16 protein-coding genes are annotated in these 13821 nt (G+C 66.0%); 7 read left to right on the forward strand and 9 right to left on the reverse strand.

The annotated features are described in order from the left end of the window. The first annotated feature begins 138 nt into the window (after positions 1 to 138). From QZM35_RS06525 to QZM35_RS06550, 6 genes are all read left to right on the forward strand, one after another. Positions 139 to 2067, forward strand: a complete 1929-nt coding sequence (locus QZM35_RS06525; RefSeq protein ID WP_301775616.1) for a TonB-dependent receptor — start codon at positions 139 to 141, stop codon at positions 2065 to 2067. Between the two features lie 236 nt (positions 2068 to 2303). Then, complete coding sequence (locus tag QZM35_RS06530; protein WP_174974226.1) at positions 2304 to 2873, forward strand: YdeI family protein; 570 nt, start codon at positions 2304 to 2306, stop codon at positions 2871 to 2873. 115 nt (positions 2874 to 2988) lie between these two features. Further along, on the forward strand, positions 2989 to 3834 hold the full coding sequence (locus QZM35_RS06535) for a GNAT family N-acetyltransferase (RefSeq protein ID WP_301775617.1): 846 nt from the start codon (positions 2989 to 2991) through the stop codon (positions 3832 to 3834). 95 nt (positions 3835 to 3929) lie between these two features. Beyond that, positions 3930 to 4502 (forward strand): TetR/AcrR family transcriptional regulator, encoded by a 573-nt coding sequence (locus tag QZM35_RS06540; protein ID WP_301775618.1) that lies wholly within the window; start codon positions 3930 to 3932, stop codon positions 4500 to 4502. A 29-nt stretch (positions 4503 to 4531) separates the two neighbouring features. Further along, positions 4532 to 5527, forward strand: a complete 996-nt coding sequence (locus QZM35_RS06545) for an alpha/beta hydrolase (protein WP_301775619.1) — start codon at positions 4532 to 4534, stop codon at positions 5525 to 5527. Between the two features lie 19 nt (positions 5528 to 5546). Continuing rightward, positions 5547 to 5960 carry a DUF6331 family protein gene (locus QZM35_RS06550; RefSeq protein ID WP_174974222.1) on the forward strand — a complete coding sequence of 138 codons (414 nt, stop codon included), beginning with the start codon at positions 5547 to 5549 and terminating at the stop codon, positions 5958 to 5960. Here the strand turns inward: QZM35_RS06550 and QZM35_RS06555 are convergent. Next, positions 5953 to 6585: a LysE family translocator gene (locus tag QZM35_RS06555; protein ID WP_301775620.1), complete on the reverse strand. Its 633-nt coding sequence runs from the start codon at positions 6583 to 6585 to the stop codon at positions 5953 to 5955. The two genes, QZM35_RS06550 and QZM35_RS06555, sit on opposite strands and share 8 nt — an antisense overlap. Positions 6586 to 6701: 116 nt before the next feature. Between QZM35_RS06555 and QZM35_RS06560 the strand changes: the two genes are divergently transcribed. After that, positions 6702 to 7163 carry an Lrp/AsnC family transcriptional regulator gene (locus QZM35_RS06560; RefSeq protein ID WP_301775621.1) on the forward strand — a complete coding sequence of 154 codons (462 nt, stop codon included), beginning with the start codon at positions 6702 to 6704 and terminating at the stop codon, positions 7161 to 7163. 122 nt (positions 7164 to 7285) lie between these two features. Here the strand turns inward: QZM35_RS06560 and QZM35_RS06565 are convergent, their stop codons facing one another. From QZM35_RS06565 to QZM35_RS06600, 8 genes are all read right to left on the reverse strand, one after another. Beyond that, complete coding sequence (locus tag QZM35_RS06565; RefSeq protein ID WP_301775622.1) at positions 7286 to 8698, reverse strand: collagen-like triple helix repeat-containing protein; 1413 nt, start codon at positions 8696 to 8698, stop codon at positions 7286 to 7288. Positions 8699 to 9023: 325 nt separating this feature from the next. Further along, entirely contained in the window at positions 9024 to 9815 is a 792-nt protein-coding gene (locus QZM35_RS06570; RefSeq protein ID WP_089432753.1) for a DUF2182 domain-containing protein, read from the reverse strand. Next, positions 9812 to 10456, reverse strand: coding sequence for a DUF1326 domain-containing protein (locus QZM35_RS06575; protein ID WP_301775820.1), 645 nt, complete (start codon positions 10454 to 10456; stop codon positions 9812 to 9814). The genes QZM35_RS06570 and QZM35_RS06575 overlap by 4 nt, the downstream gene beginning before the upstream one ends. Before the next feature lie 190 nt (positions 10457 to 10646). Further along, positions 10647 to 10946, reverse strand: a complete 300-nt coding sequence (locus tag QZM35_RS06580; RefSeq protein WP_043186617.1) for a hypothetical protein — start codon at positions 10944 to 10946, stop codon at positions 10647 to 10649. A 267-nt stretch (positions 10947 to 11213) separates the two neighbouring features. Beyond that, positions 11214 to 11462 (reverse strand): hypothetical protein, encoded by a 249-nt coding sequence (locus QZM35_RS06585; protein ID WP_301775623.1) that lies wholly within the window; start codon positions 11460 to 11462, stop codon positions 11214 to 11216. 103 nt (positions 11463 to 11565) lie between these two features. Next, the gene (locus tag QZM35_RS06590) at positions 11566 to 12093 is read right to left on the reverse strand and encodes a transferase hexapeptide repeat family protein (protein ID WP_124472044.1); all 528 of its coding nucleotides are present in this window, start codon (positions 12091 to 12093) and stop codon (positions 11566 to 11568) included. A 3-nt stretch (positions 12094 to 12096) separates the two neighbouring features. Next, positions 12097 to 13041, reverse strand: a complete 945-nt coding sequence (locus QZM35_RS06595) for an electron transfer flavoprotein subunit alpha/FixB family protein (RefSeq protein WP_301775624.1) — start codon at positions 13039 to 13041, stop codon at positions 12097 to 12099. 16 nt (positions 13042 to 13057) lie between these two features. Next, the gene (locus QZM35_RS06600) at positions 13058 to 13807 is read right to left on the reverse strand and encodes an electron transfer flavoprotein subunit beta/FixA family protein (protein ID WP_301775625.1); all 750 of its coding nucleotides are present in this window, start codon (positions 13805 to 13807) and stop codon (positions 13058 to 13060) included. Positions 13808 to 13821 lie beyond the last annotated feature (14 nt).

Below are 13821 nucleotides of genomic sequence, written 5' to 3' on the forward strand. Positions count from 1 at the left end.
CATGTGCCGCGCCGACGCCCGCGACCGCGGCCCGCTCGGCCCGCTCGCGCGATAGCCCGATCACCGATAACAAAACCGGCGCTGCCCGCCGCGCTCCCCCGATCGACGCATGCGCAGCCCGACCACAACGACAGCCTCATGAAGATTCGACACCTCCTTGCCACGTCCGCCGCGACCGCGCTCTTCTCGCCGCTCGCCCACGCAGCCGGCGACACCGCGGTTGCGCAACCGGCCCCGGCCGCCGAAGGCGCCAACCTGCCGACGATCAATGTGACTGACACGCGTCGGCTGCCCGAGTCGTTCGACCAGCGCTATGCGACGACCCAGGTGCTCACGCGCACCGATCTCGACCGGCTGTCGCCGAGCGACCCGAGCATCACGCAGGCGCTCGCGACGCTGCCCGGCGTGACCGTCTCGCAGAACGGCGGGCCCGGCTCGTCCGCGTCGGTCAGCATCCGCGGCTCGTCGGCCAGCCAGGTCGCCGTGTTCATCGACGGCATCCGGATCGGCTCGCCGACCACCGGCATCGCGCCGTGGGCGGACCTGCCGACCGAATCGTTCGAACGTGTCGAAGTGATCTCGGGGCCGGCTGCCGCGTCGTTCGGCGCCAATGCGATGGGCGGCGTCGTGCAACTCTTCACGCGCCGCGCGGCCAGCCAGCCGAACCAGACCACCGTGTCGTTCGGCGGCGGGTCGAACAAGACGTTCGACACGCAACTGCGCACGTCGGGCACCGTGCCGTCGACCGGGCCGCTCGCCGCGCTCGGCGGGCTCACCTACTCGCTCGGCCTGCATTCGTACAACACGGCCGGCATCGACGCGACGCGGCCTTTCGCGTACGGGCACGAGGCGGGCCGCAACCCGTACCACGCGCAGGATCTCGATGCCCGCCTCGGCTACGCGCGCGACAACTGGTCGATCTCGACGTTCGCGCTGTATCACCGGTCCGATCTGTCCTACGACAACCGCGGCTATGCGAATCGCCAGCTCGATCATCAGCTCACGACCGGTCTCGCGTTCCACGTCGATATCACGCCGGACACGCAGTTCGACCAGTCGTTCGGTTATGCGAACGATCGCGGGTTCATCTACGCGAGCGATCCGACCACCCCGACCGACCAGATCAATTCGCAGCGCATCAGCACGTCGACGTCGCTGACGCACCAGGCGCGCGGATTCCATCTGTTCGGGCTGCCGCTGTCGGGCGAAACCAAGCTCGCCTACGACTTCACCCGCGAGCAGGCATTCCTGCCGGTCGACATTCCGAACGGCGTGCCGACGCGCAACGATTCCGCGTTCTCGCTGCATCAATCGGCGACGCTCGGCAGCGTGACGATGTTCCTCGCGGGGCGTCATGAAATCATCGCCGGGCGGTCCGTGAATACGGGTAACGCGGCGCTGTCGTGGACGATCACGCCGGTGTACACGGCGCGCGTGTCGTACGGCAATGCGTTCAAGCTGCCGTCGTTCAACGACCTGTACTACCCCGGCTACGGCAATCCGAACCTCAGCCCGGAACGCAGCACGTCGGTCGAGGCTGCGGTCGATGCGAACACGTCGTACGGTACGTTCACGGCCGCGATCTACGATACGCGCGTCAGCAACCTGATCGCGTACAACCCGGCGACGTTCTCGCCGATGAACATCGGCCGCGCGCATATTCGTGGCATCGACCTGTCGTACAAGGGGACGATCGGCCGCTCGACGCCGGTGAGCGTCGCGGTCGGGATCCTGAATCCGCAGGACGAAACCAACGACTCGTGGCTCAACCGCCGGCCGCGCCAGACGGTCAGCCTCAACATCGATCACACGTGGGACGAACTGCACCTGCATGCGTTGAGCACGGGGGCGTCGCTGCTTTATGGCGGCACGACGTTCGACGATCCGGCGAATTCGACCTATCTGCCTTCGTATCTGACGGTGGGCCTGCGCGCGTCGTACCGGATCAATTCGCACCTGACGGTGTCGGCGACGGTATCGAACCTGTTCGACCGGCAGTACATGACCGCGTATGGGTACAACACGCTCGGGCGGACGGCGTTCGGGAAGGTCAGCTACACGTTCTGACCGGGATGGGGAGGCTTCGGCCGGATAGCTGGCGAAGCCTCCCATTTGAAATCGCGCATCCGATGCCTGCGCCACCGGATGCCTGAAACGGGTGATGCCGCCCCCAAACCGGGCGACCGACGGACGGCTGACGAGCCGCCGGCCTTCGTCGCACTGCGCACGTTGCTGTCCGTATCAACACTGTTAGACTGCGGACGCCTTCCCCGCCCATGTACTCCACCATTCAGGATAGCGACATGACCGAATGCGCCCTAACATTGACCAGTCAGATCGAATGGGAAAACTGGTTAGGGCAGAACGGCAGAACGTCGGCCGGAACATGGCTGCGCCTGGCGAAAAAAGGCGCCGGGCAGCGAACCCTCACCTACGAACAGGCGTTGGAAAGCGCCCTCTGCTATGGCTGGATCGATGGTCAAAAACGGGCCGAGAGCGAGCAATACTGGTTGCAACGCTTCACCCCGCGCTCCGCAAAAAGCATCTGGTCCAAACTCAACACAGACAAGGCTGAAGCACTGATCGCCGCAGGCAGAATGCGCCCGCCCGGCTTGTGCGAAATCGAGAAAGCCAGAAAGGACGGCCGCTGGCAGGCTGCCTATACGTCGGCCAGCAACTCGATCGTGCCGGACGACCTGCAGGCGGCTTTGGACGCCAATCCGGAAGCCCGCAAGTTTTTCGCAACACTGAACAGCCGTAACCGATATGCCATCCTGTTTCGGATACAGAATGCCAAAAAGCCGGAAACACGGGCGCGCAAAATCGGGGAATTCATCGACATGCTGAATCGCGGCGAAACCATCCATCCATAGACTTTTCGCTGACGGGAACGGCGCCAAACGGGGCAACTCGCCCGTCATGGCTGCTTCGGCTCGGCAGCCGGTAACGCAACGCGCAATCCTGAAGGCGCAGCGACTGGGGTGAACCATGAACCAAGGCGGAGACTTCATCGTGCGCACCATGTCGGCCGACGAGGTCGCCATGGCGGTCGAATGGGCGGCGGCAGAAGGCTGGAATCCCGGCCTGCACGATCCCTCCTGTTTCAGGGAAGCAGACCCGGCCGGGTTCTTCGTCGGCGTATGGCGCGGCGAGCCGGTCGCGTGCATTTCTGCTGTCGCCTACGACGAACGCTTCGGCTTCATCGGCCTCTACATCGTGAAACCCGAGTTTCGCGGCCAAGGCTTCGGCATCCGAACCTGGCAGCACGGCATGCGTTACCTCGGAGACCGCAACATCGGGCTTGATGGTGTCGTGGCCCAGCAGGCGAACTACGGAAAATCCGGATTCGAGCTTGCGTACCGCAACATCCGCTATGAGGGGCGCGTGGACGGCATCGGGTGCGCGCACGTGGTGGCAGCGGCCGACGTGCCGTTCGAACAGTTGCTTGCCTACGATCGCGCATGCTTTCCGTCGGCGCGCGAGCGTTTCATCTCCACCTGGATCGCGCAGCCGGATGCCGTTGCGCTCGCGACGATCGACGCCGGCCGTGTCGCCGGCTACGGTGTCGTGCGCCGTTGCAGGACGGGCTGCAAGATTGGCCCGCTTTTCGCCGACGACGCGGGCGTCGCCACCGGGCTGTTTCGCGCGCTCGCGGCGCGAATGCCCGGCGAGGTCGTCGTGCTCGACGTGCCGGAAACGAACCCCGCGGCCGTCGCGCTGGCGGAACGGCACGGCATGACGAGCGTGTTCGAAACCGCACGGATGTACACGAAAGAAGCGCCGGCGATTGCGATCGACCGCGTGTTCGGGGTGACGTCGTTCGAGCTGGGGTGATCGTCATGGACATGGCTGTGACCGAATTCGGGAAATTGACATCAACCCAAAACCTAATACAATTAGCCTTTTCGCTAATCTGAATAGCATTCGCTATGGCACGCGCCGGCATCAAACTGGACAAACTCGTCGAAGCCGGCGCGCAACTCGCCGATGAAACCGGCTTCGAGCACCTGACCGGCGCGGCGCTGGCACGTCACTTCGACGTCAAACTGGCCAGCCTGTACTCCCATATCCCGAGCTTCGACGACCTCAAGAGCCGCATCGCACTCTTCGCGCTGAAGGAACTTGCCGATCGCGCGACCGACGCCTTGGCCGGCCGCACCGCCAAGGACGCGCTCACCGCGCTCGCCGACGTCTATCGCGACTACGCCCGCGAGCACCCCGGTCGCTTCGCCGCAGCGCGCCACCCGGTAAGCGCCGAACGCGCCGCCGAAAGCGCGGGCGGGCGGCTCGTCAGGATGACCTCGGCAGTGCTGCGCAGCTACGACATTCCGGAAGCCGAACAGGCGCATGCGATCCGTCTGCTCGGCGGCTTTTTCATGGGCTACGTCACACTTGAAAGCGCGGGCGGTTTCGCGCACAGCGCACCGGCTTCCGACACGTCGTGGTCGCGCAGTCTCGATGCGCTGGACGTGATGCTGCGCCACTGGCCCTCTGCCGCATGACTCGCCCAACGTCCAACGGAACCGAATCGATGAAAGACGAACCCGACGGCGTCGCCCTGCCGAGCCGCGTCGTCCCCTTCCCGGCCTCGATCAGCGACGAAGCGCGAGCCGCGTTGCAACGTCTGGTCGGCAGCGACGGCGTGCCGCTGAACGCGCTGCACGTGATGCCGGCCCCGGACGATTTCGACGCATGGATGCGTGTGAAGGCGGCCGCCGACGCACACTACGCGGCCGCCATCGAGCAACTCGGCGGCCATCTGCGTTCGAGCGTGGAGACGATCCGGACCGGCGCGGCGGACGTGCATGTCGCCACGCCCGAAGCAGCGGCTTCCGGCGAATGCGCGTACATCGACCTGCACGGCGGCGCGCTGGTGCTCGGCGGCGGCGCCGCGTGCCGCGCCGGCGCGCAGATGCAGGCCGACCGGCTCGGCATTCGGTGCTACGGCGTCGACTATCGCCTGCCACCCGAGCATCCGTATCCCGCCGCACTCGACGATTGCATCGCGGCGTATGCGTACGTGCTCGAGCGCTACGCGCCGGAAAACATCGTCATCGGCGGACGCTCGGCGGGCGGCAACCTCGCCGCGGCGATGGTGCTGCGCGCCCGCGACGAAGGCTTGCCGCTTCCGGCCGCGCTGGTGCTGCTGTCGCCGGAAGTCGACCTGACCGAATCCGGCGACAGCTTCGAAACCAATCGCCTCGTCGATGTCGTGCTGCCGGCGTCGCTGATGCCGAACAACCTGCTCTACGCGCACGGCGCCGATCTCGCGCATCCGTATCTGTCGCCGCTGTTCGGCGATTTCTCCGCCGGTTTCCCGCCGACCTTCATCCAGAGCGGCACGCGCGATCTGTTCCTGTCGAACGCGGTACGCCTGCATCGCGCGTTGCGGCGCGCGCAGGTGCCGACCGAGCTTCACGTATTCGAAGGGATGCCGCATGGCGGGTTCATGGGCGCGCCCGAGGACAGGGAACTGAGCCAGGAAATCGCGCGCTTCGTGCATGCACATTTGCCGGCGTTGAATTGAACCCGTCGAGCGTCAACCGATGAACGGCAAACCCCACAAGGACGACATCAGCATCGGCCCGGATCGCTGGATCGAATTCGGCGATCTGTCGGGTGGCCACGCACATGCGGCCACGATCGACGCCTGTCTGGCAGAGGTCATGCCTTTGATCGATGCGCTGGAGACAAACTGTGTCGCCGAATGCTGCGGCATCGACGCGTTCGGTTTCTGGCCGGACGAGATCGAGGTTGCGGTGGCCACGCGGGATCGCGATGCGCTGGCGCGACTCGCCGACGATCTGCTGACGGTTCAGCATTCGATCGACGCGTTGCCGTCCGATTTCGTCGTCAGCACGCGAATGAACCAGTATTTCCGGAAAGCCGTCGTGGTCGAGTTGCTCGCGCATATTCGGACGACGGTCGACGCGATCCACGCGGCGCATCGGCCTAAATGACACCGCGTACACCCGCGACCACCTGAATCACGCCAAATACCGCGATCACCGCCGCCGACACGCGCGACAGCCCGTGCATGAACGCGAACGACATCTTCGTGCGCAATGCGGCGGTCGTACCGCTCAGGCACAGCCACCACGTCGCGGAACCGATGAACACACCGGTAACCATCAGCGCCACAGCCGGCCACATCGCCCCTTCCCGCGTGCCCGACAGCGGGCCGAGCGCCGCGAAAATCCCGACGAACGACAGGATCGTCATCGGGTTCGACAGCGTCAGGCCAAACGTCGTCACGAAATCGCGCAGGACGGTCGTGCGCGGCACGTCGCGCTGCGCCGTCGACGCGGCCGGCGCCTGACGCGCGATGGTCCACGCCAGCCACACGAGGAACGCGCCGCCGCCGATTTTCAGGCCGACGGTCAGCATCGGGAACGCCGTGACGACACCCGCGATGCCGAGCGCGCCTAGCAGGCCGTAGATCGCATCGGCGCACGCGGCGCCGACGCCCGTCGCGAATCCCGCCTGAAAGCCGCGGCTCAGGCTGCGCTGAATGCACAGCATGCCGATCGGGCCGACGGGCACCGCAATCGACAGCCCCATCACGACGGACTTGATGAACAGCATCGCCTGCTCCTTGCAACATGCAACGGGTGGAACAGGCATCGTAGGGAAAGTCCCGTCATCGCTGAATGCGGTTTTTAAGGAAAAATGGCCACTCCGCCTTAAAAAATACCGCCGCGATGGACGATCTGGACTGGAAGGTAGTGACGCTGTTGCAGGCCAACGGCCGCATCAGCTACACGGAGCTGGCGCGCCAGGTGCACCTGTCGGTGCCGGCGGTGACGGAGCGCGTGAAGCGCCTTGAAGCGGCCGGTGTCGTCGAGGGCTACACGGCCCGGATCAATCCTGTCGCGGCCGGCTATCCGGTCAGCGCGCTGATCGGCATCACGGTGCCGCAACCGGCAAAAGCCAAATTCCTCCGGTTGCTGGAGACCATTCCCGAAGTCGTCGAATGCCATCACGTGACGGGCGCGGACTCGTACATGATGCGGCTCGCCGCGATCAGCATGACCCATCTCGAACAACTGATCGAACGCATCAACCTGTACGGCGAAACACGCACGTCGATCGTGATGTCGACGCCGCTGCCCGCACGCGGGCTGGCGCGGCCGCCGTCGCAGCGCGACGTCGTGCGCGATTGACACATCGAGAGGCCCCGTCCGATCCGCTTCCCGCAGGGGATCATCAAGCCATTCTGGTTGGCGGTAACCGGAGGCCGATTGTCGGTTGGCCGGTTACCGCCATGACGATCTCAATCGATCGGTTACTTGCCGGCCAAGCCACCCAAGCCGCCGAGCAGGCCGCCCACCAGCCCCGTCACGGGTGCGAGCGGGTTGGAGAGACCACCCAACGGTGAGCCGCCGCCCGTGCCCGTCGTGGAACCGTTGTGGACGATCGCCGTATTACCGCCGACCACGCTCGTCACCAGGCCCGCGACCGGCACCGCGCCGTTCGCACCGCCCGGGTTCACGAGGCCGCCCGCATTGGTCACGGTGTTGCCGACCGCGCGCACGAGGTCGCCGACGCCACTGACCAGCGGCTGGGGCGACGTGGACGTCACCTTCCATCCCGCCGACGTGATCGCGCCGCCGATCTGGCCGAGCAGGCCCGCGACGGGCTGCCCGAGGCCGGTCGCCGTGCCGACCTGCTGCGTGACCTGGCCGACGGTCGTGACGAGCGGCGTGATCGCCGTGCTGATCGCCTGCGTCGTCTGCTGGACCGGGCCCGACGACAGGGCCGCGCCGAGCATCGTGCCGCCCGTCTTGAGGCCACCGGCGACGGTATCGAGCAGCCCGCCGACCGGCGTCGTGAGCGGCGCCAACGGCGACAGCGGGCCGGTGCCGAGCGCCTTCACCGTGTCGCTGAGGCCGGTGACCGGGTTGCTCGTCGAGCCGACGATGGAACCCAGCCCGGCGACCGTCGTGCCGACCGGGTTCGCCGTGAAGCCGGTCTGGCCGATGCCGTTGCTCACGGCGTTCGACGTGTCGCGGATGATCGTGCCCGCGCCCGCGACCGTGTTGCCAAGGCCGGTGGTCACGCCCTTGGTCGGTCCCGGCGGGCTCTCGCCGGAAATCGTGGCGCCGGCGTCGATGACGACCGCGCCGACGGCGCTGACGATGCCGTTCGTGCCGGGGGTGCCGCTTGTGCCGCTTGTGCCACCGATTCCGCTCGTTCCACTTGTGCCGCTGGTTCCACTTGTGCCGCTGGTTCCGCTCGTCCCGCTCGTCCCGCTGGTTCCGCTGGTTCCGCTGGTTCCGCTGGTTCCGCTGGTTCCGCTGGTTCCGCTGGTTCCGCTGGTTCCGCTGGTTCCGCTGGTTCCGCTGGTTCCGCTGGTTCCGCTGGTTCCACTCGTGCCACTGGTTCCACTCGTGCCACTGCTTCCGCTCGTGCCGCTGGTTCCACTCGTGCCACTGGTTCCACTCGTCCCGCTGGTTCCGCTCGTGCCGCTGGTTCCACTCGTACCGCTGGTTCCACTCGTGCCACTGGTTCCACTCGTCCCGCTGGTTCCACTCGTCCCGCTCGTACCACTCGTCCCGCCAGTGCCGCTCGTACTCGTTCCGATCGTGTTACCACCCGGCTTAGGCGCCGTTACATCGCTGCCGCCACACGCCGCCAGCGCGCAAGCCGCCGCAATGGCGGCGACCGCAACGTTCGCCTTGATGAAATGATTCTGCATGGAAGCCCCCGTTCGCTTTCTAGCTCGATCATCCCGACAAGCACCTATCGTGCCATTGTGATCGGCATCAACGACGACTTCACGCCCACGCCGGACTGCCCTGTTCCAACGGCCGTCCGGGGCCCAACGCGTCGCATCCGGGCTCGCCTTCATCAGCGAGATCGAGCCTTGCGTTCCGGGTAACGCGTGCGTAACGCAGGCCCGGCGTTACGTAGCATCCCGCAGTGCAAATGCCGGCATCGCTCGACGCGGGACCGGCCGCGGCCGGCCGTCACCCGTCCATGGCGATTCCGCACGTCCGCGCCGGCTTGTCCATGACGGCCCGTCACACGATCAACGTCGCACCGGCCCACGCAATCAGCACGACGCCCAGCGCGCGCCCCACACGTTCGCCGCCGGGCAGGATCTTCTCCGCGAACACGAAGAGCGACAGCGCGGCGATCCACACGACGTTCATCACGCCGCCGACGAACAGCAGCGCCATCAGCAACCAGCAGCAGCCGACGCAAACCATGCCGTGCCGCGCGCCAAGCAGGAAACTGCCGGTGACGCCCGGACGCCAGTGCGCGACCAGGAACCCGGCCGGCGCCCGGCATTGCCGAAGGCACGCGCGTTTCAGCGACGAGAATTGATAGAGCCCGGCGAGCGCCAGCACGATCGCGGAAAGGACGGCGCTCTTCGACCACAGCATCATCGCGGAGATCAGCCCGGCCGGCTGCAGCATCGCCTGAAGCAGCGCCGCGCCGATCGAGAACGCCAGCCATGCGGCCAGGTAGCCGGCCAGCAGCGACAGCGACGTGAACGCCGAACCCGCCCCGTCCACGCCGCGCTGTCGCAGCACCCGCCGGTACAGCATCACGAGCGGCGCCGCGCTGGGCGTCATCATCGCGATCATCATCACCCACCACATCACGATCACGGTGGCCAGTGACGGATCCATGCTACCCATGGCGCCCTTCAAGCGATGCGGAAAGAGCGCAACTGCGGTCATGTCCAGCGCCGACATGCCGGTTCCCGCGCCCGTCAAAAGATAGAACCAGCACAGACCGACGAGCGCCGCGATGCCGAGCAGCGCGATGACGCGCTCGCGCCCGAGCCAGTGGTCGACGGGAGTCATGCCGCGACGCGATGCCTGACCACCCCGTGGTTGTTCAGGTGCAGCCGCGCGAACTGCGCATAGCTGCCGTCGAGGGTCAGCGGAATGTGGCCTTGCGAGCGCGACGTGCCCGAGCCGATTTCGGCCAGCTCGTATTCGAAGCCGTGCGGCAGGTCGATTCGTGCGCGATGCTCGGCGCCCGACACCGGATTGAGGATGGGATCGCCCGCGAGGTCGAACACGCCGTCGATGTGAATCCGGCCACGCCGCGCATCGACATCGACGTCGAAATCGATCTTCGCGAAGATCGGATCGAACGCCTGCTCGAGCGTCGAAGCGTAGACGGAGAACATCGTCGCGAACGGATCGGTATCCTGACCAGTCATGATCTTCAGCACCGCCTCGCGCTGGGCCGGGCTGGCGCGCTCGTCGACGATCGGCTGGCACCGGCCCCGCCCCTCGTGGACGGCCCCCGGCCACTCGAACACGACCGCGATCCTGACGCCGTCGAGCACCACGTCGCCGTAGTGGCCGCTGCCAATCTCAATCGCCCCCATCGCCGCGCAATGGCCATGGGTCGGCAGCGCATTGAACTGGCACGGGCAACCGTATGAGCAATTGCAATTCATCAATTCGGTGCCCTGAATCTCCCACGGCGTCATGGCCCCACCTCGCGCTCGGCTACACAGGAATGCTTCGAATCTAGTGCACGGCACAGGGGAAATCAAAGCCGTCGCGGCGGCCCGAATCGACGCGTGAAAACCGCCGTTCAAGCGCGCGTGGAAGACGTTTCGACACGCCCGTTCAAGACCGAACCGGTGGACCTCAGCGCATGCGAATCCTGCACGAATCTCACACGACCAGCGACGCGACGATCGCACACCACAACGCACTCGCACCGCACAGAAACACACGCCGCGCGACGAACATCCGCGATTCGTCGTCGGGGGTCTTCATCGGTGACGTGGCGAGAAACGGCACACTGACGAGGCACGCGAACCCGGCCAGCGCCGGCAGGATCACGACGTAGTCGCCGAACCGCCACGGCAGCGGCTCGTGCCAGCCCCAGTAGCCGAGAAACAGCATGCCCATCGAAAACATCGTCGCGGCGGCCGAACTGAGCGCGACCACCGATCCCGTCGGAAATTGCATGGCAGCCTCCCCTCGCGCGGCGTGCGCGACGCCGGATCATTATCCGGGCACGGCAGGAAAAAGCACAACGACGGCCGACGGACGGCAACGCTCATCCCGACGTCGAAGCCGACCAGCACGTCGAACGAGCGGAGCCCGATCCCGGTGGCCGGTTGCGCCTGCGGCGCGGGGATGCGGAAGAGGCACGGACGATTGCGGCGATGCCGCATGAGTGATCGTTGTCACGGATTGACAGCGATCGGTTTCGCGTGAAAAAAAAGCCAGCCTTCAACCCGGCTTCTTCGCGGCCTGCATGACGGAGATCCAGCCCACCACCGCCGCGGCGACCCAGCAGCACGCGATCATCAGGTCGAGATCCATCCAGCCTTCGAAGTTCGTGCTGTTTTCGAAACTGCAGCGCTGATGGCCCCTGACCCACACACAGCCACTGATGAACTGCTGGATGTGCTTATAAACGCTGTAGACGGCAAATGCCGACGCAATGACTGTGAGCCGCAAACGGACGTGCTTTTTCATGTGACGCGGATGCCGGTGGGAAAGCCTGTGCCGATCTTACGGCAACGGCAAGCTGCCCGGCAATCCGTCACATCCTGGGCCACCCGGCCGCCCGCCTGCCCGCTCACCCGTCGATCCGCCTGATCGTCCTCAGGCAGTCCGCCGCCAGTTGCTGATAGATGCGCGTACCGTTCGCCTTCGCGTCGATCTCCGCGTCGCTGAGCCGCCGCACGACGCGCCCCGGCACGCCCGCGAGCAGCACACCGCGCGGCACGTCGTAGCCGGCCTTCACGAACGCGCACGCGGCGACGATCGTCGTCGCGCCGATCGTCGCGCCGTCCATCACGACCGCATTCATTCCGATCATCGTGTCGGGTTCGAGCGTCGCGCCATGCACGATCGCGCCGTGGCCGACGTGGCTGTTGACGCCGAGCCGGCACGTCTCGCCAATCCCGACGTGCAGCACGCAGCCGTCCTGCACGTTGCTGCCGTCTTCGACGACGATCGCGCCGAAGTCGCCGCGCAGGCTCGCATGCGGGCCGATGTAGCAGCGCGCGCCGATCGTCACGTCGCCGATCACGACCGCGCTCGGATCGACGTACGCGGACGGATCGATGCGCGGCCGCATCCCGTTGAATTCGAACAGCGGCATCGGTCAGAGCGCCGCGGCCGCTTCCGGCACGAGTGTGAACAGGTCGCCGACCACACCGTAGTCAGCCACGCTGAAGATCGGCGCTTCCGGGTCCTTGTTGATCGCGACGATCACCTTCGAATCCTTCATGCCGGCCAGATGCTGAATCGCACCCGAGATGCCGACCGCGATGTACAGCTGCGGCGCGACGATCTTGCCGGTCTGGCCAACCTGGTAGTCGTTCGGTACGTAGCCGGCGTCGACTGCGGCGCGCGAGGCGCCCAGTGCGGCTTGAAGCTTGTCGGCCAGCGGCTCCAGTACCCTCGTGTAGTTCTCGCCGCTGCCCAGGCCGCGGCCGCCCGACACGATGATGCTTGCGCTCGTCAGTTCCGGACGGTCCAGCTTCGTCACTTCACGGCTCACGAACTGCGACTTGCCGGCATCGGCTGCCGCTTCGATCTTATCGACCGACGCGCTGCCGCCTTCCGTTGCCACCGGATCAAACGCGGTCGCGCGCACCGTGATCAGCTTGACCGGATCGCCCGACTGCACCGTCGCGATCGCGTTGCCTGCGTAGATCGGGCGCTCGAACGTATCGGCCGATACCACCGCCGTGATCTCGGAGATCTGTGCGACATCCAGCTTCGCGGCGATGCGCGGCGCGATGTTCTTGCCATAGGCCGTTGCCGGCGCAACGATGTGCGAGTAGCCGTTCGCGACGGTCATCACCGTCGCTTCGACGTTCTCGGCCAGACCGTCGGCCAGCTGCGGTGCATCGGCCAGCAGCACCTTCGACACACCGGCGAGCTTCGCCGCTGCATCGGCTGCCGCTTGTGCATCGTGTCCAGCAACGAGCACATGAACGTCGCCGCCGCCCACCACATTGAGCGCCTGTGCGGCCGCGACGGCATTCAGCGTCGCGGCCTTGATCGACGCGTTGTCGTGTTCCGCAATCACCAGAATCGTCATTTCTTTCCGCTCCCTGTTACAGCACCTTGGCTTCGGTCTTCAGTTTCTCGACCAGCGTCTGCACGTCCGGCACCTTCACGCCGGCTGCACGCTTCGGCGGCTCGTTCACCTCGAGCACCTTCAGGCGCGGCTTCACGTCCACGCCGAGGTCGTCGGGCTTCACGATTTCGAACGGCTTCTTCTTCGCCTTCATGATGTTCGGCAGCGTCACGTAGCGCGGCTCGTTCAGGCGCAGATCCGTGGTGACGACGGCGGGCAGTTGAAGCGACAGCGTTTCCGCACCGCCGTCCACTTCACGCGCAACCGTCACACGGCCATCGGCCACCACAACCTTCGAGGCAAACGTCGCCTGCGGCAAACCCGCCAGCGCGGCCAGCATCTGCCCGGTCTGGTTCGAATCGTCGTCGATCGCCTGCTTGCCGAGGATCACCAGCTGCGGCTGCTCCCTGTCGACCAGCGCCTTCAACACCTTCGCGACGCCGAGCGGCTCGACGCCTTCATGCGATTCGACGAGGATCGCGCGATCCGCACCGATCGCCAGCGCCGTGCGCAGCGTTTCCTGCGCCTGCGCGACGCCGACCGACACGGCCACCACTTCCGTCACGACGCCGGCCTCCTTCAACCGCACGGCCTCTTCCACCGCGATCTCGTCGAACGGGTTCATCGACATCTTCACGTTCGCGACGTCGACGCCCGTCCGGTCGGATTTCACGCCGACTTTCACGTTTGCATCGACCACGCGTTTCACTGCCACGAGCGCTTTCAACTGCCTGTCTCCTG

Origin of the sequence: Burkholderia sp. AU45274, assembly GCF_030482505.1 — a bacterium.
Taxonomy (GTDB): Bacteria; Pseudomonadota; Gammaproteobacteria; order Burkholderiales; family Burkholderiaceae; genus Burkholderia.